The organism is Paenibacillus sp. FSL M7-0802 (genome assembly GCF_038004945.1).
Lineage (GTDB): Bacteria > Bacillota > Bacilli > Paenibacillales > Paenibacillaceae > Paenibacillus > Paenibacillus polymyxa_B.
Window position 1 is genome coordinate 759,393 of record NZ_JBBOSD010000001.1, and the last position, 21,870, is coordinate 781,262.

Annotated in this window: 15 protein-coding genes, 1 tRNA gene and 1 pseudogene; 5 read left to right on the forward strand and 12 right to left on the reverse strand. The window is 44.0% G+C overall.

Going from position 1 to position 21,870, the window contains the following annotated elements; all coding sequences use genetic code 11:
• Window positions 1-16: 16 nt before the first annotated feature.
• Complete coding sequence (locus MHB54_RS03835) at window positions 17-5,503, reverse strand: polymorphic toxin-type HINT domain-containing protein (RefSeq protein WP_264453930.1); 5,487 nt, start codon at window positions 5,501-5,503, stop codon at window positions 17-19.
• A gap of 72 nt (window positions 5,504-5,575) precedes the next feature.
• On the reverse strand, window positions 5,576-8,818 hold the full coding sequence (locus MHB54_RS03840; RefSeq protein ID WP_264453931.1) for a hypothetical protein: 3,243 nt from the start codon (window positions 8,816-8,818) through the stop codon (window positions 5,576-5,578).
• Window positions 8,819-9,115: 297 nt separating this feature from the next.
• Between MHB54_RS03840 and MHB54_RS03845 the strand changes: the two genes are divergently transcribed.
• Entirely contained in the window at window positions 9,116-9,700 is a 585-nt protein-coding gene (locus tag MHB54_RS03845; protein WP_007429779.1) for a helix-turn-helix domain-containing protein, read from the forward strand.
• A gap of 206 nt (window positions 9,701-9,906) precedes the next feature.
• On the opposite strand, the gene MHB54_RS03850 is transcribed toward MHB54_RS03845, so the two are convergent.
• The 4 genes and pseudogenes from MHB54_RS03850 to MHB54_RS03865 form a co-directional block, all read right to left on the reverse strand.
• Window positions 9,907-11,604 (reverse strand): ribulokinase, encoded by a 1,698-nt coding sequence (locus MHB54_RS03850; RefSeq protein WP_053325142.1) that lies wholly within the window; start codon window positions 11,602-11,604, stop codon window positions 9,907-9,909.
• Window positions 11,605-11,716: 112 nt separating this feature from the next.
• A pseudogene (locus tag MHB54_RS03855) lies at window positions 11,717-11,897 on the reverse strand (class II aldolase/adducin family protein); the annotation flags it as partial.
• A gap of 338 nt (window positions 11,898-12,235) precedes the next feature.
• Entirely contained in the window at window positions 12,236-13,342 is a 1,107-nt protein-coding gene (locus MHB54_RS03860; protein WP_264454844.1) for a GntR family transcriptional regulator, read from the reverse strand.
• A 197-nt stretch (window positions 13,343-13,539) separates the two neighbouring features.
• Window positions 13,540-14,685, reverse strand: a complete 1,146-nt coding sequence (locus MHB54_RS03865) for a sn-glycerol-1-phosphate dehydrogenase (RefSeq protein WP_264453932.1) — start codon at window positions 14,683-14,685, stop codon at window positions 13,540-13,542.
• 173 nt (window positions 14,686-14,858) lie between these two features.
• Between MHB54_RS03865 and MHB54_RS03870 the strand changes: the two genes are divergently transcribed.
• Complete coding sequence (locus MHB54_RS03870) at window positions 14,859-15,062, forward strand: hypothetical protein (protein ID WP_028542853.1); 204 nt, start codon at window positions 14,859-14,861, stop codon at window positions 15,060-15,062.
• A gap of 107 nt (window positions 15,063-15,169) precedes the next feature.
• Here MHB54_RS03870 and fabV read toward each other — a convergent pair whose 3' ends face one another.
• Both fabV and MHB54_RS03880 read right to left on the reverse strand, forming a co-directional pair.
• Complete coding sequence (gene fabV, locus MHB54_RS03875; RefSeq protein ID WP_264453933.1) at window positions 15,170-16,351, reverse strand: enoyl-ACP reductase FabV; 1,182 nt, start codon at window positions 16,349-16,351, stop codon at window positions 15,170-15,172.
• Window positions 16,352-16,519: 168 nt separating this feature from the next.
• Window positions 16,520-16,876, reverse strand: coding sequence for a winged helix-turn-helix transcriptional regulator (locus MHB54_RS03880; RefSeq protein ID WP_264453934.1), 357 nt, complete (start codon window positions 16,874-16,876; stop codon window positions 16,520-16,522).
• A gap of 197 nt (window positions 16,877-17,073) precedes the next feature.
• On the opposite strand from MHB54_RS03880, the gene MHB54_RS03885 reads away from it, so the two are divergent.
• Complete coding sequence (locus tag MHB54_RS03885) at window positions 17,074-17,604, forward strand: NAD(P)H-dependent oxidoreductase (protein ID WP_053325138.1); 531 nt, start codon at window positions 17,074-17,076, stop codon at window positions 17,602-17,604.
• Between the two features lie 93 nt (window positions 17,605-17,697).
• On the opposite strand, the gene MHB54_RS03890 is transcribed toward MHB54_RS03885, so the two are convergent.
• Window positions 17,698-17,782 (reverse strand) — tRNA-Leu (locus tag MHB54_RS03890).
• Window positions 17,783-18,160: 378 nt separating this feature from the next.
• Here MHB54_RS03890 and MHB54_RS03895 point away from each other — a divergent pair.
• On the forward strand, window positions 18,161-18,595 hold the full coding sequence (locus MHB54_RS03895) for an N-acetyltransferase (protein WP_034095009.1): 435 nt from the start codon (window positions 18,161-18,163) through the stop codon (window positions 18,593-18,595).
• A 20-nt stretch (window positions 18,596-18,615) separates the two neighbouring features.
• Here MHB54_RS03895 and MHB54_RS03900 read toward each other — a convergent pair whose 3' ends face one another.
• Window positions 18,616-19,134, reverse strand: coding sequence for a GNAT family N-acetyltransferase (locus MHB54_RS03900; protein WP_023987972.1), 519 nt, complete (start codon window positions 19,132-19,134; stop codon window positions 18,616-18,618).
• Between the two features lie 70 nt (window positions 19,135-19,204).
• Window positions 19,205-19,720 (reverse strand): hypothetical protein, encoded by a 516-nt coding sequence (locus MHB54_RS03905; RefSeq protein ID WP_023987971.1) that lies wholly within the window; start codon window positions 19,718-19,720, stop codon window positions 19,205-19,207.
• Between the two features lie 312 nt (window positions 19,721-20,032).
• On the opposite strand from MHB54_RS03905, the gene MHB54_RS03910 reads away from it, so the two are divergent.
• Window positions 20,033-20,530, forward strand: coding sequence for a hypothetical protein (locus MHB54_RS03910; RefSeq protein ID WP_264453935.1), 498 nt, complete (start codon window positions 20,033-20,035; stop codon window positions 20,528-20,530).
• 198 nt (window positions 20,531-20,728) lie between these two features.
• Here the strand turns inward: MHB54_RS03910 and nspC are convergent, their stop codons facing one another.
• On the reverse strand, window positions 20,729-21,868 hold the full coding sequence (gene nspC, locus MHB54_RS03915; RefSeq protein ID WP_023987969.1) for a carboxynorspermidine decarboxylase: 1,140 nt from the start codon (window positions 21,866-21,868) through the stop codon (window positions 20,729-20,731).
• Between the last annotated feature and the right edge of the window lie 2 nt (window positions 21,869-21,870).

Sequence of the window (21,870 nt, forward strand, 5' to 3'; positions counted from 1 at the left end):
GTGTCCTCCCATTTGATTATTTATTCGCTGGTCTCCCAAATGGTACAGAATCAATTATTATATGTCCTACTGTATTCTTTTTACCCGGGGTTTGCCAACCAACATGTGGCGCATCAGGCCCGGAAGCCCAGTTCCCGTTTCTATCCACTCCATAATGTGCATAATCAATACTAACTTCTGCTCCGTTTTTTGATCGCCATTCCACTGGAAATGATTTACCATTTACATTTTTCGCCCATTTTGTTGCTGTAAATCCACTTTTATCAACACCTGTTTTACTAAATGCTAAATTAACCGCATCTCTCCAGGACTTTCCAGCCCCCCTCCAATCCAAATCTTGTGATTTTAGTGCATATCTTAAAACACTACAATTATGCACCCAAACTCCGAGATTTGAAACGAAGTACGAATTGAAGTCTTTAACCTCAAAGTTATAAACTGTTGCTTTTCGCGGTTCTTTCTCAATCTTATCTATTGCCAGTTTAGAACCATCACTCGAAACAAGTAAGTCACCAGCTTTTAAGTCTTTAACAAACGTCCATCCTTTACCATCCAACCAAAAAGGATGTTCACCTGTTACCTCGATGATTTCATCTCCGATATGGACATAGTAGATTTCGTCAGCTTGTTTTTGGAACAGCCCCACGACCTCTTTATATGCCACTTCTCCAGTCTCATCAGACTTAGCAAGTACCTTCTCCCCTACCTCGATTTCCTCGATAGGTTTCTCTCCTTCGTCTGTTTGAACCTTAGTACCAGCTGTAAAGCAATTACATTTCCCTGATTTTACTTTACCACTATACTTCCCTTTGCCACTAAAGTTCACATCGCTAATCATTCCCATCGCAGCTATGCCAAGGACTTCGGCATCTGTCCACTTTTGGTATGCACTTAGCAACTGATCTTTAGCCCAATCAGACTTGCCAGAACTATTCTTATAGTCACTTGTTCCCGTTAACAGGTCGTATAAGTAATTGTACTGGTTTGCTCCTCCATAAATGGACACAAAATCGTAGCGTTTTCGTATGAAATCCTTGTATACCTGATAATTCTGATTCTTCTTGCTGGAACTCGATTTAAGTCTGGCTTCATTTAGTAATATTCTAAGCTCTTGATAATCTCTGGTTTCAAAAAAATGTCCACTCGGATCCACATAGAATAGCGGATTATTAGCTGCATACGCATACCAGTTCAAGCTTTGCGGATTATTCATCTCGCCCTGATACGTATCCTCGCCCATAAAACGGGCTGTGCCTGGATCATACCAGCGAGCCCGCAGGTACTGGAGTCCGGTCGTATCGTCCCAATACTCGCCAGCATAGCGCAGCACGTTCGGAACGGTCTCTTTGACCTTCTCCGGGCCGCCCCAGATATCGTAGCTGTAGCTATTCAATTCCTTGCCCGAACTATCACTTAGGCCTACTACATCACCGTGACCGTTGAGCTGATAATATTGCAACTGCCCGCTTACCTTGTCTTGTCTGGCCCACAGTTGACCGGACAAGTCATACACGTAAGCGTAAGTGATCTTGGCTGTTCCACCTTGGACCTCGGCTTCCGCAATCAGCTTCGCTTCTTCGTCATAGTAATACCGAGTCGTTTTGCCGCCCTCTGTACGCTCGTACAGTAGACCGTCTCCGTTATAGCTGTACCCGACCTCTTTGCCTTCACCGGTCACCTTTGTCAGACGGCTGACAGAATCATACGTATATTCAGCATTTTTCATGCCGAACACTTTGCCACTGCTTTCAGCGCTTCGGTTTCCATTCGGATCGTAGCCATAGGTCTTATTTTTTTCACCAGCGGCTTCGCTGGCAATCCGATTTGACGGGTCATATCCAAACTGGTCTGTTGTTCCGTTTTGTGTACGTCCGATGATGTTTTTATTCCCATCCCGTTCATAACCAAATTGGTGTAGCGCCGTACCGCCTTGCTCCACCGTAACCCCGGATAAATCCAGTCCGTTATAGCTGAATCGTGTACTCAGTCCTCTGCTCGAAGACTGACCTTTTAGCAAACCATTAGGAGCATAATCAAACGTCATGCTATCTAGTGATCCACCCGCAGCAGCACTCGCTTCTCCCAAACTCTGTACATTTGCCACACCGGTCCCAGCGCTAATGTCTATTTGGGTAACTCGGCCCACACTGTCCAGCTTGGATTGAACGTGCATAGACGTGCCAGCAGCATCTGTTAGCACATAGCCTGTACGAGACTGCTTGTTGTATTCATAGCTGATGTGCGTACCATCAGGGTACTTCAGCCCAGTCAACGACCCATCTGATGGATCATAGGCATAGGTGGTCGTTCCCTGACCATCTGTCATGCTTTTTCTTCGTCCTGCGCTGTCATAGGTATAATTGGTTTTAAAATCGGGACCTGCCGCTTCGGTAACTAATCCGTCAGTGTTATATTGAAAGGTAATGGCATCCGATTTTCCTGTCAACATACGGGAGATAGTTCCATCCGTATCGTAAATATTTAACGTAGTTCCTCCGCTTGATTTCTCAAGTAACGTACGTCTGCCCAACTCATCATATGAATACACATTTTTTTGCCCATCTGGAAACTGAACGGTCTTCAAATTTCCGGCTAGATCATACACATAGCTGACCTGCTGTCCGGATGGATCAGTGACCGAGGTCATTTGTCCCAAAGCATCGTAATCATAGAGCGTGCGTTGACCATTACCGTCTGTACGGCTAGTGACCATACCCGCATAATTATAAGCTAACGATTCCAGCGGCTGAAATGATCCATTTTTAGCTTCTTGTGTGGAAGTCACACGACCTAAAGCATCTGATACTTCACGCACACGATAACCGGACACATCCGTCTGAGTGACAGTACGATCCACCGCGTTATACGTCACGGTATCTGTTGTGCCATCCGCATAGGTCGTCTTCACAGGTCGTCCAAAGGCATCATAGGCATAGCGAGTGGTTGCTTGTTGGGCATCCGTGCTTTCTACCAAATCCCCATTCTCATCATAACCATAACCATAGATTGCATCATCCACCTGCTGCTGGAGCATCTGCCCGAACGGATTATACAATCTTTCAACGCTTACGCCATCGGGTCCGGTAACAGTGACATCATTCGTATCATCCTTGTACACCACGACAGTTTGAGTGCCGTCCGGATAAGTAACCTTTGTTACACGCCCCATTGCGTCATACACATAAGACTCCGTTTTGCGCTTGGCATCTGTTTGGGACTTGATTTCTCCGGTCGGATAGTAATCATACGTATACTCAACACCTTTAGGCAAAAGCTGCCTTGTTGGGAGGTAAGAACCATATGGCGATTTATAATCAATAGAAACATCCGTATAGTTTCTGTCATCTATGAGAACTTTCTGACCACTTACATTCCCTTTTGCATTGTAAAAAGTATAGGTATGTGATAAAAGTTTCCCTTGCTCTGTACCTTCATAGTTTTTTAGTTCATACAATGCGCCCTCTGCTTTATAAGTTCGAACTGTCGTTCCAGTTTTTCCTTCACTTATTTTAGTAACCGTCTGGGTAGGTTGAACCCAGAAAAAAGGCTCACTAGAGGTTTTATACGTATGAGCAGTCTCCAATCCAGTACTTTGGGATACTTTTAGTGGAAGACCATATTCATTGTAGTCATAGGAGGTGGTTACAGGTTCTGACGAAGAACCTCCTTCCGTATAGGACTCTTCCATTTGCACAGGCAAATTCCAATCCATGGCCTCATTATATGTGTAATTTATATGATAGCCGGTAGAATCACCCTCTTGATCATAGCGGTTAAGAACAAGCTTGTCTGGTGTGTTATCTCCTCTAAAGACTTTACCGAAATGGAAGGTTTCCGCTGTACGTGTCCCTTGGGCAACTACCGTCCATTCAGAGTTTTTCCCATAGTTGGCTAGATCTTCTCCGGAATAGGTGAAATCAATTTTATTTAAAAAACGATTGCCTGCGGTTGTACTGTACATATCAGCGCGTGAAACCACCTTGAACACGCCTTGTGTACCGTATACACCTATCTGCTTGTTAAATGCTTCATAACGAATGTCTGTGATTGATGAAGTAGGTCGTACAATTCGTGTAAGCAACGCCGATGCATTTTGCTGTAGGGCTCCAGTCTTTCCTTCACCATCTACGACCACATTAAAAGGAGCGTCCATGAATGTATACGCATAGCTTGTGCTTCGGGAAAGAGAATCCAATACTTCTGACAGCACCTTGCTGCTTCCCTCACTACTTTGTCGATAGGTATACTGATGGTCCGTGCCTTGCTCTTTAACAACAAGCTGTCCAGCATTGTAAGTGAAATCAAGCTCTTTGCCATCATTGTTTCTAATCGAACGAATAAGCTTTGCTCCGCCAGAACTTGTATAATCAAATTCCACTCGATTCTTATACGCATCCTGGATCAAAATCAAATAACCGTCCTGATCGAGATAATAGTCGTTTCCATTCAACACTGCTATTTTGTATGCACTGCTTACTCCCTGCACACTTGCGCTTTGATCTGTACTGATCTTGAGATCTTTGTAGGCATATCCTTCAAGCTGAAAATCATCTTTTACCTCATATGAGCCTGTTCCCGGCATATACAAATACCGCTTACCATCCTGTTTCTGTATATGAGGAAGATCCCACTTCCAGCCTCTTCCCAAACCAGAAGCTGCTTCCTCCTCACGGATGGCACTGGCGTTTGTATACAACCCTCCATTTTGCTGCACACCAATCTGATTATTTGCCAATGAACTGTTATACACACGAGTCAGTGCAAAGGGTAATGAACCCGGCAACACCAAGTCCGTATTTTGCACGACAAGCTGTCCTGAAGCGGTGGACACACTGTTGTCACCGTAATCCAGCCCATAACGCGAAGTATCATCACTTAGCCTGCTTTGTGCAAGCGCCGCCTGATCAAAAGGAGCATACACATCTGTTGTAGCAGATACCTGCAACAAACTTTGTTGAAGTAAATTCTGCCTGATCAGACTGTTTTCTCCTGGAGTCGGCGCATATACGGAATCAATTACACGGGGGATGGATGGTATATCCATCTCAGTCGTGTCTGGAGCCGGTGCTTTACCCTCTTCCTTATCTAGCGGTTGTTGAGTAACTTCTTCATCCTGGGCGGCCTGAGTGGGCTTTTCACCTTCCTTCAGCTCAGCCGACTCATCAGACGGTTCCGCCTTTGCATTTATGCTCAATGTCAGTCCATTCTGCTGTACCCACAAGCTTGGACTTTGTTCCGGTAATGAATTTTCTCCACCATCTTTTTGCCAAGCTGTATAAATATCATATAAAGTATAGCCTTTGGATAACTGTGCATTGACCCAAGCCTGATCCTTACCAGTTTGCTTCGCAAGCCATGCTCTGGTAATAATCTGTGGAGTGGAAGACGAAGAAGACTGAGAAGCTGCCGCCTCTCCGTGCCCTTCTTCTCCATATGCCCATGTGCTCCATGGACCCAGCAACATTGCCATACATAGTAGACTACAAATATAACGTTTAAACACTCGCTCACCCCTATTTAATAATGCCTGTACATCTAACTATCTGTTATGTTTTTTCGAAGCAAAGACATCCTTTTAATCTGTAAAAGGAAATACCTTCTTCGTCCGTCTAATGACGTTTCCGTTTAAGTCATAATCCAGTTGAATTTGATCACCGGTGAACAAAATAACTTTATTCATTCGGTTCCCTTTTCCATATTCATATGAAGTATCCTTACCAAGCGCCATATGTGCTGCCTTAATTACGGTTTGTAATGCGCCGCTATTGGTTTCTGTCAACTTCACATAAATCGTTTGGCCTGCCTTCATCTCATACTCTAAGACCGTGTAATCCCAACCATATATTTGTGCTTGCTCTGTTGAAGAGACAAGCTGGTTACTAAAATCAGGGTCCGTAAACAAGCTTACAATGGGTTTCTGCGCAGCAAAGTTGGATTTCTCCTTCACAGCAAAACGGTAAATCCCGTCTTCTTTGGGTGTAAACCGATATTTCCCTTGTTGGCCTGCCGTAAAGTCAGCTTCTTTATCTATGAGCTCAATTAGCTCGTCCAGCTTGCTGTCATCGTTATTTTTTACGGCAAACACACGATAAGGCGCTCCAAAGTTAACAGCAGGAGCAGCTGCAGCTACGGCAAGATGAATATTTGCATTAGCTGGCACTTGCTGTTGATTATCTATCGCCTCTTTATGTTCACGAATCACTTTTCCAGCCTGATCCGTAACGGTATATTGATACGTTCCACCAGCCGCCTTCGCATTCGTCACGATAGGGGCCTCCTGACTTCCGCGATTGATCCATATCTCCTGGTTGCCGCCAGACAAAGACGTTTTTAACAACGCCGGTTCTGTGCTTGGCTCCGCTTTAATTTCATTCTTGAAATGAAAGGTCACGGCTTGCGGCGAAGTGACAGTCACAACGAGCGTATCTCCGGCTCCAAGTGAGATTTCAGGTAGAGAAGCATCCATACCTGCTCTATCCACCTTGGAATTTACACCGCTACCTTCTTCATATATGGCATAGTCGTAGAGGCGGCTTTCGTTTGAAGCATCTGTCGTTAATGAGGAAGCCTGTGAACCAGTATTATGGAATACATAGCTTTCTCCCTGCTTGACAGTGACTTGATTGCCTGTCGGCACCTGAGCATCCTCAACGTCGAATATTCCTAACACAGCTCCATAAGTCACTGGCACATCCGAAACCGTCGTTACAATGGCATATCCACCAGCCTGTACCAACGGCAATTGAGTCGTATCACTGGCCTGACTGTACACCGTACCGTCTGCCTTGTAATTCATGTAATTCCACTTCATATTGCTGACTGAAATGACATCCAGAGCCTTGTCCAAAGTGCTTACATTGATAAATTTCCGGCTTTCACCGCGTTTCAATGTAATTCGATGGAAGGCTGCCTGTGCGTTAAGCATAGCCTCTACCTTACTGCTGTAACTAAAGGTGATTGGCCGATCGGATACATTGGTGACAATGGCTTCACCGCCTGCAACAATCTCTGGGTCCACTGTATTGTTGAAATGATCTGATGTCAGTAAACGAAGCCCTCGATAGCTTGCCGAATCAAAGCGTGCACTTCCACTACTTTTGTCATGCCGCAATGAATTCGATTTGCTATCATGATTGCGGAAAATGTACGAATCCCCTGGCTCCAGCGTCGTTTGCCCGATACCATTATCATCTTCACTGGCCTTAAAGCTCCGATAGATACCACCAAACGTGATTGGCGTGTCACTGGTTACCGTCACACTGGCCTTTTTACCTGCACCAACCAAAAAGGTTGAGTTCCCGGTATTGCGCCTGGATTGCTCTGTACCATCTGCTTTGTACAGAACCACATCATATTTTCCTTTAACGGTACTGGCAGTGCTGTGCAGATTCCTCAAATGATCACTAATATTGGTAAAAGCATAACTTTCACCTTTCGAAAGTGTTACCCGCAAGAAAGCAGGATGGCTACTCGTTTCCCAGGAAAAATCATCTGTATAGTCAAAGATAATAGGACTCGGACCGATCACAGTCACAATGGCATATCCCGAAGGCGGGATCATGGGACCAGACTGGCTGTTAAAACCAGAGGAATTTACCGTTCCATCCGGCTTGTAAATAGCATAGTCGAACAAGCTTCCTACCTTTTTGGAGTTATTGTAGATCGGATTCATTAGCGTACCATTATTGTGGAAAATGTAGCTCTTGCCCACCTCAAGCTCCACACGGCTGATTGCATCACCACCCACAGGACGAGCAATAAAATTGCGATATGGAGCCCCGTATGTAACCGGATTGGCAGTGACCTGGGTAATTACCGCGTATCTGTCCACAGCAATCTGCGGCTTCGCCGTAGTGCCACTGCCGCGTGAAGCCTCTGTTCCGTTTGCCAGATAAACAACATAGTCAAGTTTATCTTTAGATGTACCGTCACTTTCCACCGTATCCAATCGGGTTCCCACATTGATAAATTGGTAGCTTTCCCCCTGATTTAGGGTAACCCGCGCATAAGCCGGCTCGCCGGTGCTTTCTATACTGTATTTGCCGTATGGAAATCCGAAGGTCACCGCATTGGCAGTGGAACCTGTAATAATCAGTTCCTCGCCATCACCCAAAGAGGGATGAGCAATGCTATTGAGATCAGATGCGGATAAAGTTCCGTCTGCCTTGTATTTTGCGTAATCAAAACGGCGATTGTCCGCATTTGACCCATCATGCTGAATCGAACGGGCAGTCCATCCTTCATTCACAATCCGATAGCTTTCATTTTTAGAGACCGTAACTCGCTCTAGTGCCGGGTCCTCCGATGTACTGTAGGTGAAGACGTCCGTTACTTTTACGGTTAATGCTGCTGTTCCTGTATTCGTAATAAACGCTGTGCCTCCCCCAGGAACACCAATGGGGCTAATGCCATAGTCCATATGGACAGTGCTAATGTCTCCGTCCTCTTTGTAACTTACACTATCGTACAAAATGCCTTTTGATTGAGAAGCGTTGCTATATATGGACTTACTGATCGTATCTGTATTCTCGAATTCATAGGTTTCCCCAGGTTCGATAACGATTGACGTATACTCCACCGTTGCCGCCAAGCTCATCATGAGTGCATTATAAACGCTGTTTGTTACAGAAGTTGGCGGATCAAAAGAAACTGTTTCATTAGTGATCTCCTGTTCCTTCTGTACCAAATCTGCTTGGTCCAGTTGCATTCCGTCCTTTAAATCTTGTTTTTCCGCTCCTGCCACACTAGGCAAGCACAGCAAAGTGTTCGTTGCCAAAAGTGCCGTCAGAAACCATACCATTACCTTTTTACAAATCATCTAACTGTATAACCTCCCTTTCTCTCGTCAAAAAAATTGCATGTTGGGCTGCAAAAACCCACTTTTCTCTCTGTACATCCTTACAATCGTAAGAGAAGAACATATTACCTCCATTTCCATTAATAATGTCACATTTTAATATATCGACACCTTAAACTTCCATTTTTATAGGCCAAATGGACCTTATTTTCCATAAACCGGTTAAGCCCATGGGATTAAAAGAAAATCAGGAGAGGAGTCACTTGCAAACCCCCCTTCGGGTATAGTAGTATGTGGTTAAAAAAAATCGGAGGGTATATGCCTAAACAACAAGATAAACATTCCATTCAGGCGTGGTCTCTGATCAATCGCAAATATTTGGGAAAAGGTGTGCGTGTCAAACGTTTTCGTAAACCAACACGCTGTCAAGTGCGCAATCGCGTTTTGCTTGCCGTTTTGATGGCTAATGACATTAAACTGTCCCAACTTGCCGAGGAGCTTTCCATTTCCTCCCGTAGTGTCAGTGCGTGGGTATATGAAGGTCGCATTCCCGGCAACACTAATCTGGAAAAGACGTGTAATACACTTGGTTATCCGCACCATATTCTATTTAATGAAGAGGTTGTCCGGCGTTCACCACTCATCTGTCAACCAGCGCCGTCCCGTTTTATGAAACGGACTGTGACTCGTTCTCCGGTTAAAAATCGGATCTTGGCGGGTCTATGCATGGTACATGATATTTCGGTGACCGATGTGAGTCATTGGATTGGTGTTCACCCCGGTACATTTCGGAAATGGTTGCATCAGGGTACCGTTCCTTCGCAAACCTTCCAGGATCAGGCGGAACAGTTTTTCCGTATTCCAAAATCCATTTTGTTTGCTGATGCCATGCTGAAAAAGTAAAAATGTCCGTAAAAGAGAAATAGTTGTAATTTTCATGAAAGTCTTTGAAAGGAACGCATTACCATCTTTCATCCGCTGAGACTTTCACATCATGTAATTCACAGAATATAAAAATGCAAAAAAGCACAGTCTGCCGATTCCTCGGCGCACTGTGCTTTTTAGATAACAGACCTTTAAATACTTCTTGCTTATATTTTGTCAGCTTTTTAAGAATGAATGCTTGCCGTTTCAGTTGAACGTTTGGCTTCTTCCTTGATGGACTTTAGCTTTTTCATCATCGGATTGCCTCCACGTCCAAAGTAGTCGTGAAGACGGCTGTATTCCTCGTACAGCTTATCATACACGGCCGCGTTCTCAGGGATCGGCTTGAAGCTCTCGTCCCGTACACGCGCCATATGACGCGCTGCTACGACGATATCGTCGTACCCTCCAGCTTCAGCTCCCGCAGCCACTGCTGCGAACATGGCTGCACCCAACGCAGGAGTTTGGGTAGAAGCAGCGACCTTAATTTCCCGTCCGGTTACGTCAGCATAAATTTGCATCAAAAGACGATTTTTCTGCGGCAATCCACCGCACGTATACAATACGTCTACTGGCACGCCGTTATGATGGAATGCATCGATAATTTTACGTGTTCCGAACGCAGTTGCTTCCAGCAATGTACGATACACTTCCTCTGGCTTCGTCAGCAACGTATATCCGACAATCAGCCCCGTCAGGTTGGTGTCAACCAACAAAGAACGGTTACCGTTCCACCAGTCGAGTGCCAGCAATCCGGTTTCGCCCGGTTTATATTCAGCCGCTTTACGCTCCAGCCATACATGGACGTTCACACCTTCCGCAGCTGCCTGCTCCTTCACTTCGCCCGGAACAGCATGTTCCACAAACCATGCGAAAATGTCTCCTACCGCCGATTGTCCAGCCTCATACCCGTAATAGCCCGGAATAATTCCGTTCTCTACAACGCCACACATACCTTCTACTTCTTTTTCTTCCTCACCGAGGAGCATATGGCAAATGGAAGTTCCCATCGCCATCACCAGCTTGCCTGGTGTGACGACGCCTACTGCCGGAACAGCCGCATGAGCATCCACATTGCCTACCGCTACTGCCGTTCCCGGGTTCAGTCCGAGTTTTGCAGCCATCTCCTCTGTTAATCCACCCGCACGGGCACCCAATTCATAAATCTCACCGCGCAGCTTCGTATCCGTCAAATTATCTAGACGCGGATCGAGCGCTCTGAAAAATTCACGATCCGGATAACCATCGCGATGATGGTAAATAGACTTGTAGCCAGCTGTACACTGATTACGTTTCAGTTCCCCGCTGAGCTGGGAAATTACCCAGTCGGTCGCTTCTACAAAGCGGTCTGTTTGATTATAAATGTCCGGTGCCTCGTTCAGAATTTGCCAAATTTTTGCGATCATCCATTCGGAAGAAATTTTCCCTCCATAGCGGGGCAGAAAGGCCTCTCCTCGCTGCGAGGCAATGGCATTTAAACGGTCCGCTTCATCCTGTGCTGCATGATGCTTCCACAGTTTCACCCAACTATGCGGGTTATCTTTTAGGTTCTCGTCAAAGCACAACGGTTGTCCTTGCGCGTCGATCGGCAGCATCGTGCATGCTGTAAAATCAATTCCGATCCCGATGATATCGTCTGGAGAAATGCCAGTCTCCTTCATAACGGCAGGTATAGAAATAGTCAGCACTTCAATATAATCAGCCGGATGTTCCAGCGCCCAATCCATATCCAACTTGCGTCTGCTACCAGGCAATACTTCATCAATAACTCCATGACGGTAAAGTGTTACATGTGTAGCAATTTCAGCTCCGTCAGACAGGTCAACAATGACCGCACGGCCAGACTCCGTTCCATAATCGACACCAATTGTATACTTGCTCATTTGTGTGCCTCCTCCTTTATCGTTGACCATCATAAGCGTTCGCCCCATGCTTGCGCAGAAAATGCTTACCCAGCAGCGCCAGATCCACTAAGGTGAATTCTGGATTCCGAACGAAAGAACGGTATAGTGCCAGATGATGTGTAGGCGTATCTGACGAAGGCCGAAGGTCAACCTCGACAATATCGCCTTGTAGAATCAGTACAACCAGTTGCTCCGCTTTCAGTTCTTCATAGGCCACTCCTTGGAAGAGCCAAATTGGCCTCCCATACTTCCTTTTTCAATTGTTCTAATATGTATAAAACACACCTTTTACTATCATTTCTGAAATCTGCAATGGAGGAGGTGACTGAAACTAACTTCAAATGGAAAATTACAGGAAGGTCTTAACGACCCTTTATCCTTGGTTCCGCTTTCATTATATGCTTGTACGTACAACTTAGCTAGTCTTTTTTATGTATTTTCTCGATAGATTTATGTACTCATTTTCAGAAAAAACATAGCAAAAACAGTCTATTTCTGCAATCCAGAAAACAGACTGTTCGGTATGGCGAGTAACATGCCCATCAAATATTAAGCGTTGAAGCTGTACACTTACTAACTTGTCCTTACATGTTAAGACTGATCTCCCTGCCTAGTTTTCTCCAGGCATTACCTGAACAGGCCCCGTAGATTCACGAACGATGAGCTCAGGCGGTAGAATTAACTGACGATCTTCTTCATGGTACCCCTTCTCTTCAATCATCGACAGCATGGTATCGGCAGCACGTAACCCCAATTCTTCCTTTGGATGTCGAATTGTCGTTAGCTTGATTTCCGTTGCTGTCGCCAAAAATGAATCATCAAACCCAACCAGCGATAGATCATTGGGAATGTTCAGGCCCGCCGAACGTACAATATCCAGGAGTCGAACAGCCAACTCATCATTATAGGTCACCCATCCAGTAGGACGCTCTCCCGCCTCCATCGCCAGCAGCCTCGACGCACGTTGTAGCGGAATCTCATTTTTTTCTTCTGTCCGGTAAGTCGTTACTGCGTTCGGGTGTAATGTCACTCCATATTTGCGGTGAGCAGCCACAAATCCTTTCATACGAAGAATTCCTTGCATATCATCGGTTTTGAAAAATCCGGCCAAGCGTCGGTGTCCCAGCTTAATCAGATGCTCGGCCGCCAAAAAACCACCCTTTTCATCATCTACTCGCAGACATGGCGCATCCATTTCCTCATAACGCGCATTGATCATCAAATAAGGGATTTGGCGATTTTCCACGGTTAAATAATAGTTCAGATTGGGGTTACGCTCTCCACTTTTGGTCGGTTCAATAATAATTCCGCTCAGCGGTTGACTTAACAGCATTTCTAGGCACTGACTTTCTTGCTCAGGGTCATTACCTGTGCTTGACAGCAGCATCTTGTATCCCTGGCGACTCAATTTGGATTCAATTCCCTGTACAATGGATGGGAAAATATAATCCGATATATAGGTTGTAACGACTCCAATCGTCTTTGGATCTTCGGGCTGCTTGCTGTCCCGTGTCTCGACAAAGGTTCCCTTGCCCTGCATCCGAAACAGCCATCCTTCCTGCACCAGCTCACCCAGCGCCTGACGCACCGTTTGCCGACTAACGGCAAATTGTTCAGACATTTCATGCTCAGATGGAAGCTGGCTTTGTGGTTCCAGTTTAGATGAATGAATCCAGGACAAAATTTCTTGTTTAACTTGTATATATTTGGGCGCCATAATTTCCTCCGTACTTGCAATATCGTGTACCTGTTCATATTCCACGATTATAGCATACCGTTCATTTGTACATACAAATGTTACAGGAGCAGGATATCGTCGTATTGCTGCCGGAGGTGTAAACCCATTCACTTATCCCTTCCTTGCCACACATAACTGGCCGAATATCTAAGGACAATTTGTGTAGATGTTGCACATTACGAACGAAGCAATTGATGTTCATTCATATACTTAAGTCCAGTATAGCGATCACGCAAGGTATGAGCCGTGCGCAATGCACGAGCGAGCTGTTCCTCCGTAACCCCGAGCTCGGCAATGGTAGATGGGCCTCCGACCTGAGCCAGCCATGCGCGCATCTGCTCCGACGTAGGCAATTCCCGATACACCTTAAATGCCTCTACATCCTGACTGGCTGCTAAATCCCTGTACAGGTCAGACAGCAATGCGGATGCTACGCCCACTTTGGCACCATGCAAAACTTGCTTGCGTCCCTCTGCGATAAAATCCATTTCAATTCGGTGGGAAATATGGTGCTCTCCCCCTGACGCTGGACGGGAATGATCTATCATCAGCATCGAAATACCGGATGCAATCAGCGCATTCATCAATACCTCGACCCCAGCCTTGCTACCTGCCGCAATCTCGTCGACATGCTCTACACAGTCACGCAGAGCCTCCTCAGTAATGCGATTAGCCACAGGTGAATATGGCTCGTTTCCCAAATCTCTGGAAACATGCCAGTCCGCTAGTGAGGTGAACTTACCGAGCATATCGCCAAAACCGGCCGCAGTCATCGTCTGTGGCGCATTTGCCAGCACGGACAAATCAGCAAAGATCGCCTCTGGCGGAACTGCTTGGAATGTCTGCTTGCTGCCGTCCACAATTAGTGGTGCGCCTGCGGAGGTAAAACCATCCACCGAAGCAGCCGTCGGTACTGACAAGAACGGACGATTCATTTTATAACATACGAAGCGAACCAGATCATGAATCGTGCCGGAGCCTACAGCAAGTACAGCCTGACTCTTATCCGCCACACCCAGCAGCACTTTCATAATGTAGGTTTCATCAGCAATGACATCCCCTACAGCATTCGGAGGTAAGCGAACTACATCAACGGTCAAACCTGCATCACGGATCAGCTCAGCCACTTTTTTTCCTGCCGCCGCCGAAGTATGCTCATCTTCTACCAAAGTTACATGACGATAATCCAGTTGGTTCAAATAAGGAACAACAGACTCCAGTGCTCCATCCCGTACCTCGATACACAATTCAACCTTTCGGTGAGGATGGTCAGCGTTACTAGCCTGCGCCTCTTCGTTCCACAGCTTGATCTGTTCATTCATATTCGTTTCATCAGCCTCCTGAAAAGGAATAATTTGCACAAGAATGATCCATAATGATTAATAGATTCCGTTTGAAAACGATTACTATTTAATTGTACGCACAAGTGTGTGTCCAAGTCCAGAGAAAAAGTACAAGTTACTTTTTAATTTATATATTCGAAAGGAACATGTTTATGAAATTTGGAACGGATATTGCCTGTGCACTTGGGTTACTGGCAGGTACAACGTTTGGCAGTGGTATTGCTTTTTTGTTCGGCTGGCAAGCTTATCGGGCCCTAACTTCTGTTGCAGTCTTTGGCGTTGCGGGGATTATCATAACCATTGTCGTTTTTCGCTTACTGCACCGTAAGTCACTTTCCACGTCTAATTCTCGATAAATGCATGCTGTTAGTGAACTTGTTTTTTTGACAGTATACATAAAAAACGGGTCTCTTAAGCAATTGCATCGCTTGAGAGTACCCGTTTTTGTTTTACAAATATTCACTTATAAAGTTGTATCAACCTCTGGATTAACATCTAATTCATAATCAATTTCATCAAACCCGAATCCAAATAATTGGAGGAAATCCAGACGGTATTGTTCGAGATCGCCCAATTCAGATACATTTTCTGTAGTGATTTCGGACCAAGCTGCTTTGACAGCCTGCTGCACATCGTCTCTCATTTCCCAGTTATCCAGACGGATGCGTCCTGCTTCATCCGTTTCCACAGTGGACCCACTATATAGCGTCTCGAACAGACGTTGTGCCTGCTCAATACATCCCTCGTGCAGTCCCTTTTCTTTCATGACCTTAAACAGCAAAGAAATATACAAAGGTACGACTGGAATAGCCGAACTGGATTGTGTAACCAAAGCTTTATTCACAGAAACATAGGCTTTTCCATGATAACGTTCCAGTTGCTTTGTTAGAGAATGTGCTGTAGCTTCCAAATCATTTTTAGCTTGGCCAATGGTTCCTTTACGATAGATAGCCTCTGTAATTTCGGGACCAATATACGAGTAAGCCAGTGTGGTTACCCCTTCAGCCAGCAGATCAGCTTCTTCCAACGCTTTTAGCCACAAGGACCAATCTTCGCCACCCATTACCGTGATGGTGTTCTCAATTTCCTCCTGCGTAGCCGGTTCTAGCGTAATTTCTGATACGACCCCTGTATTGGTATTTACTGTTTTATTAGAAAAAGACTGTCCGATAGGCTTGAGAACGGAATTAAAGGTCTCACCCGTTTCGGGATGTGTCCGTCGCGGTGAAGCGACACTATATACAATCAGGTCTACCTTGCCCAGCTTTTCCTTTACCAGCTTCAACGTCGCCTGCTTAATTTCATGAGAAAAAGCATCTCCATTAATGCTTTCTGCTATGTAGCCAGCTGCTCTGGCCGCTCTTTCAAAGGCTACCGTATTATACCAGCCTGCTGAAGCCGTGCGCCCCTCTGATGCAGGACGTTCATAGGATACCCCTATGGTGTCCGCTCCCAGACCGAAGCTCGCAGCAATACGAGAAGCCAGCCCGTATCCAGTAGATGCTCCGATCACAAGTACCTTTTTAGCTCCTTGTATTGATGTGCTATCTTTGATGTAGTTGATCTGACGGTTAACATGAGCCGCGCATCCTGCAGGATGTGCAGTCGTACATATGAAACCACGAATTTTCGGTTTAATAATCATTGCAAGGGTCCCCCTACTTTGGCATTCATTTAATATGGATGGAATGGTTGTCCAGTCATAACTATATAGCAAATCAGCTTGCGGCTCAACATATAACCTAGCACTTGAAGGCAGGCGAAGAAAACCGTCGTAAACATCATAGTCTACAACGCTTTTTTACTCCACTATTCATTTCGAATCATTTTCTAACAATTTCACATCTTCTCCTTGCTGTTGTCTTATTTTGATATTAGCCCTCCCCCAAGAACACATTAAGTCAATAATTTCATTTGCTGTAATTCCATATTCCGTTATATAATACTCCACTTTTGGAGGCATTTGATTATACACATGTCTACCTATGATACAATCCTTTTCAAGTTCGCGAAGTTGCTGTATAAGAACCTTTTGAGAAATGCCCGGAATACTACGCTGTAATTCACTTGTCCTTTTTCTACCAGACATTAATAAACAAATGATTAATGATTTCCATTTACCTCCGATGATCTCAAGTGTTGCTTCTATGCCTAAATTATATTGTTTCATAGTACCACCTCTTCAACGCTAAAAATAACAAAGTTTATCTAATTAATTTTATAATTGCGTATCTTCACTCTAAGTCCAATGCACACTTTCAAGTAACTATCTTACTTTATTGTGTGTATTTACTTTTTTTGAAGCATACAGAATAATAATAGAGCATCTACAAAGGCAAATATGTTACGTAAGAAAGGTGATTTATGATGAAAACTCTTGTGATTTTAGCTCATCCCCATATCGAAGATTCTAGAGTAAATAACAGATGGAAACGAGAATTACTTCAATATACCAATGAAATTACAATTCACGAAATTTATAAAGAGTACCCAAACTGGAGCATTGATGTTTTGAAAGAGCAAAAGTTACTTGAAGCACATAGTAATATCATATTTCAATTCCCTTTATATTGGTATAGTTACCCGCCTTTATTAAAAAAATGGATGGATGATGTTTTTACTCATGGATGGGCTTATGGTTCACAAGGTGATAAGCTAAAAGGAAAGAAGCTAGGGATAGCCATGTCCATTGGCGATAAAAAAGAAAATTACTCACCTACTGGTTCCGTTTCTTTTACTGTAGATGAAGTTATAGCACCTTTTAAAGCAAGCGCAGTGCATGTTGGCGCGATAACATTACCCTATTTCGCTGTCTTCGGAGCCTCGTTTCAAGCAAGCGACGAAGACATTAATCAGAGTGCAAAGGACTATATTAAATATATATTTCAGTATAAATAAAATAGTTATAATGGTACACGCATCTTAACCATATAAAAACAGGCTCTTGGTGGCATCCAGCCAATCCAAGAACCTGTAAATGTTAGGCTATGATGCGGTCGAGAGGACTCGAACCTCCACGGGGGGTTAGCCCACACGGACCTGAACCGTGCGCGTCTGCCAATTCCGCCACGACCGCATATTATGTATTCACACCGATGTTTTTCAATCACGGTAATTCAGATTATATCTCCCATAGAACATAAAATCAAGCTATTTTTATATTATATTTTCTATGAATCATTTCCGCAAATATAAGAAAATCACTGGATATCACAAACCAGATATGGTAAAATGGGTCCATCAGGAAAGGAGGTGCGTCAACATCAATAATCACATGTTGAGCGTATCCCTTACCCGGTCCGTTATTCTCTAATTTACAGAGTTGACGGAGGCGCGGGATACGGATCAAAGCTTTAATTAAGCGCCACGGGTAGAAAGACCGTCCTCGGACGGTCTTTTTTATTTCAACATCATCTATAAGATTACATACTGCACTGTGAAAAGAGGAGATACGATGTCGATTAGACCCGCAAATGTGGAAGAGCTCAACGAGTTGGCAGCCATCTGGCTAGATGCTTCCATAGAAGCCCATCATTTTATTGCTCCGCAGTATTGGGCATCACAAGTTACCGAGATGGAAAACAGGTACCTTCCCCTCGCTCAAAACTACGTTATCATACAAGATGATCATAGCATTGGCGGCTTTGTTTCCATGTTGGATGGATACTTGGCGGCTCTGTTTATACGTGTTGATTCTCAAAGAAAAGGCTATGGCAAGTTACTACTAGATTGGATCAAGAAGCAACATGATGAGATTCAATTAAAAGTATACCAGTCGAACACGAAAGCATTTAACTTCTATACCAAAAATGGATTTACCATTCAAGCGGAATCTGTTGATGCCGAAACTGACGAGAAAGAATTTGTGATGGCATGGACAAAACATTAACGATAATGAAACACCTTTAGCTATATAGTCTTCTTATTTAACCTATAGACCTCGGTATATAAAATCTCTTTAAACGGAGCAAAATCCTGTTCAGCCAGCGCACCTGGATAGCTCATAATTTGAAGCCGCAGATCAGCCTGTCCTTCTCTTAAAGGGGGCTGTACATAGTCAAAATGGTTCAGATGAAACCCCAAGCGTTCATAAAAACCAATTCTTCTCCGAGTCCATTCATCCACTGGTGGCTCAACCTCCAGTACTACCGGTTTACCGGACTGTGAAATAAACTTGCTCATAAGCTCTTTACCTAACCCGCCACCTCGTATAGCCGAATCTACGGCAATATGCTCTACAAACCGAAAATCTGTAAACTCCCATCCCGCCAAAAAAGCAATTATTTGCCCTTGTTCGTCCTTTTTGGTAAGTAAACGATAACATGGATGATGAAGCAGAGCCCTTTGTGACTCGGATGTTCTGCATTCCGTTTCAGGAAAAGAAGCCTCCATAATCGCATATACTTGAGAGAATTCTAGTTCATTCATTTATACTTTCAACTCCTCTAACGTTAACTTGTTGGTCTACTAATGTCATTTACATTAGGGCCCTAACCCTTTAGACCTTGTTTAATTCCATAAGCGTCAGCAATATGTGTTCCAACAGCTCTGGAATGTCTTCCATCTGATCTTCGTTAATTTGTCTGGAAAATCGGAGTTCAATCCTGTTTTGATATATAGACGTCTTCTCTCCGTAAATCTGACTAAGGGTTTGTACCGGTCTAAGATCGGGCTTCCAAATTTCGGCCAGTATATTTTCAATCCGGCTGCATTGTGACTCAATCTCACGAATTTCCATGTAAAAACTCAGTAACAAGACACATCCCGGAATTTGATCTTTGATTTCCAAAATTTCCGCAGCCAAGTTGTTTAAATCCGCCTTTAGTTGAATCTCTGCTGTCACACCCGGGTGTTCTCTCAGTCTGAATTGGACAGCAAATTCACGTGACATCACAGACATTTCCAATCTGTCGATCCGCTGTGTAATGTCAATACGTGAATCCAAATTATCCAGATCGTATACTGTATTTTCCATGGCCACTTTTAAATTATCAAAAACGGTCGGATCGAACATGTGCAATTCACCTCTGCCTATCGTTACAATTTATTTCCCCAACTCATGTCGAAGTTTGTTCCTAATCCAATGAGTATACCATATATATTTTCCTCCAAGAAACCTAACCTTTAAACAGAAGCCCTAGAAAAAACCTGTAAACAAGCGAAATGCAATTCCGTAACAAAATGTTCTATTATATTTATTTTATTGATAAATATCCCTTTTTATTATTCCAATTCCCTGGTTAATGATATACAATAAACTCGAGCGTAATTACTAATATATTCATATAAATGAATATAAATCACAAAAAAGGAAGGAAGTTTATCAATGAAAAAAATGTTGTTAACTTCATTAGGCCTGACACTTATGTTAAGTACTTCTGCCAGTGTCGCTTTAGCCGAAGAAGCAAATTCTGTACCAGTAGCAAAGGAATCAACTCTAACCTCTGTACTTGAATATAATGAACAGGAGCCAAATGATAGTTTTGAACAAGCTAACTATTTTTTTATAGGTGATGCTGTCATCGGTACCCTTGGTAAAGAGGTTCAAGGAGACTGGGAAGCCTACGATGTATTTAAAATTAAGGTTTTTAGATCGAACGAAGTTCAGTTTATAATTGAAGGCGACCAATACCCTGATTCTTGGATGGAACTAACTCTTTACGATAGTAATGGTAAACGAATTAAACGTTCAAAAAACGCCCAATATTCTTTAAATGCTGATCTTGAAAAAGGTAAGGAATACTACCTAGCTGTCGATGTACCAGGACTTCAACCTGGAGGAAAGGTATTCGACTATAAAATCTCTACTGAAGTTATAAGGTAGCCTAAATAAATTTATGTAACTTTCCAAATAGTTAAATTATTATTTACTGCCTGCTGTTGTGTTGGATACATACAAAAGGCGCGTACAAAAATCAAAAAACTCTAACTACACCAAGAGCCTAGCCCCTTTTTTAAGGGGCTAGGCTCTTTTTTAAGATCATGCAATTGGTACACTCTGTTATTTCACATTACCCTTGTCTTACGACAAACGTGAGCTAAAGTCCTCGTAGGAGAACTGACGGATTACCTTGATGCCTTCTTCGTCGTTGTAGCTGGCGATGGCTGGCAGGTTGACTCCGTTGAACATGTGGTTTTTGACCATCGTGTAATGGGCCATGTCGCAGAATACAAGCTTGTCTCCCGGCTTCAATGGCTCTTTAAAGGAATAGTCACCAATCACATCTCCAGCCAAGCACGTAAGTCCACCAAGTCTGTAGGTGTAAGCATACTCGCCAGGCTGGCCTGCATCAATGATATTCGGACGATATGGCATAGCCAGTACATCAGGCATATGACATTCAGCCGAAGTATCCAGAATGGCAATATCCATTCCGTTTTTCATCGTATCCAATACGGTAGCCACCAGATATCCGGTATTCAAAGCAATAGCTTCGCCTGGCTCCAGATAAACCTGCACACCATATTTATCCTGAAAATATTGAATACAGCGTACCAGCGTGTCCAGATCATAGTCTTCTCTGGTAATATGGTGACCGCCGCCGAAATTGAGCCATTTCATATTCTTAATGTATGGCCCGAATTTCTCATCCACGACTTTAATGGTGCGCTCCAGCGTATCTGAATTCTGTTCACACATTGTATGAAAATGAATACCGTCCACGCCATCCAGATCCTCAGGTCTAAAGTTAGCCAGGGTCACACCCATTCTGGAGTTGTTGTAGCAAGGATCATACAGCGGCGTTTCGATTTCCGAATATTCCGGATTAACCCGAATGCCGATGTCAATTTTTTTGGAAGTTACGCCTTGCACTCTACTTTTGTAGCGTTTCAGTTGATCAAAGGAGTTGAAAACAATATGGTCAACATACTCCAATAGCTCATCAAATTCACTGTCAACATAAGCAGGTGCATATACGTGAACCTCCTTGTCCATTTTTTCGCGACCAAGTCGTGCCTCGAACAACGAACTGGAGGTTACGCCTTTTAAGTATTTGCCAACCAGAGGAAAGGTCGAAAACATCGAAAATCCCTTAAGAGCGAGCAAAATACTGCAGCCTGTCCGCTCTTGGACGGAATTTAAAACCTCAAGGTTTTTGACAAGAAGTCTTTCGTCAACAAGATAACAAGGTGATGGAAGTCCTGTAATATCAATATTCATCG